At 47.1% G+C, this 1,447-nt stretch carries 1 protein-coding gene; it reads right to left on the bottom strand.

Annotated features, from left to right (window positions below; all coding sequences use genetic code 11):
* Window positions 1-4: 4 nt before the first annotated feature.
* The gene (locus GSF01_RS29110) at window positions 5-1,363 is read right to left on the bottom strand and encodes an IS4 family transposase (protein WP_159888764.1); all 1,359 of its coding nucleotides are present in this window, start codon (window positions 1,361-1,363) and stop codon (window positions 5-7) included.
* Window positions 1,364-1,447 lie beyond the last annotated feature (84 nt).

The following is a 1,447-nucleotide window of genomic DNA, read 5'->3' on the forward strand; positions in this document are numbered from 1 at the left end:
TAACTCAACTTTCGCAGCTTGAAATTGGCAAATAAACCTTGATGTAGCTAGGCAAACCGGCAATCCAACCTTGAAGTTGACGATGAATCAGTTTTGAGATTCTCTTTCCTGCCTTTGCTGCAACTTCGTTCATCAGTTCAACCAGTTGTTGAAGCGCAATGACCCAATCCATCGTGCCAACTTCGTCGCACAACAAATAGAACAGACCTCCAATGGTTCGTTGGTCCGTGCTCTGGCGATGCTGCCAGGCAAGTAAAATGTAACGAGCGAATACGATCGTTGTATGGCTAATATGCAGATCGTAAGATCGGCCTTGAAACTCCTTCTGCAGGCGCAGCAAGGATTTGGCGCACTTAAAGAAGACTTCAATTTCCCAACGCATTCTGTAAATTCGTATGATGTCCGAAGCAGATAACGTAAGATCGGTAGAGAGAATAGCTAGCCATTCTTTCTTCTTGGATCGATGACGAACGAATACAACGGTGACCGGGATTCCCGGGGCTAGCTCTGTCCGAATTTGCCGAAGGATGTTTCGGTTCTTTCCCTCGATGCGAGCTGCAGTTGCATAAAGGGAATTAAGGCATATGCGTTGCCCGTCCACCAAATATCGCTTTTTATCATTTTTGACCATGCCAATGACGTGTAGTTCACGATCACGCATCTCTTGAATCAAGGGCGCGTGAGTAAACCAGCTATCCATGAGCACATAGGATGCAGAAATACCGGCAGTAATAGCGCGATCCAGCATGGCAGTGATGTTAACAGGAGCACTTTGCAGCGCTTCTTTCCGTCGCTTGTAGCCTGACGAGCGTTTATCGATTCCGTCAGTGATTCCATTGATGCTGGAATTGTTCGAGCTGAGGAGCGAGAAGTCAACAGGAACGAAGGAATGTCCATCTGTCCAGCCCATGGTTAACATGCGAAAACCCTTGTAGTACGCGCCTGTGGCATGATCTTTGAAGCGTGCGAGCATCTCAACGGCCTTGCTGCGGTTACGTTCAAACATCGAATCGTCGAAGATGAACGCTGTCTCGCGTGTGTCAGCGGTCAGGTGCTCCATGCGATGAACGGTCTCGCGGCTCAGTAGCGTTAAAAATCGGCGCCAAGCGTATCCGCTATGATTGAGGAAACGATAAACCGCATCTTTCCCCGGGTAATTCGTGGCCCGTTGGCTTTCGAGCAGACGAAACCAATTCTTTTGTTGGAACAGGAGCACAAATATGATTCGGAACAATGTTGCACAGGTGAAGCCGAATTTCTTCTTAAATCCCGCGCTATTTAGGTGTTTGATCACTTTCAGTTCCTGAAAAGCTGGTTTTATCTCGTTTGGTAGTTGATCGAATGGCTGATTTTGCTCTATCATAGAGAAGACACCTCTTCTGTGTGGTAGTGATTGGTCGCACTTTCACTTTACCAAACGAAGTGGTGTTTTTCTATTTTTCAAGCA

The sequence above is a fragment of the Paenibacillus puerhi genome, from assembly GCF_009846885.1.
Taxonomy (GTDB): domain Bacteria; phylum Bacillota; class Bacilli; order Paenibacillales; family NBRC-103111; genus Paenibacillus_G; species Paenibacillus_G puerhi.

What these genes read in the sequence shown, in the direction of transcription:
- GSF01_RS29110 (WP_159888764.1), bottom strand. Translation starts at nt 1,363, where the DNA reads ATGATAGAGCAAAATCAGCCATTCGATCAACTACCAAACGAGATAAAA.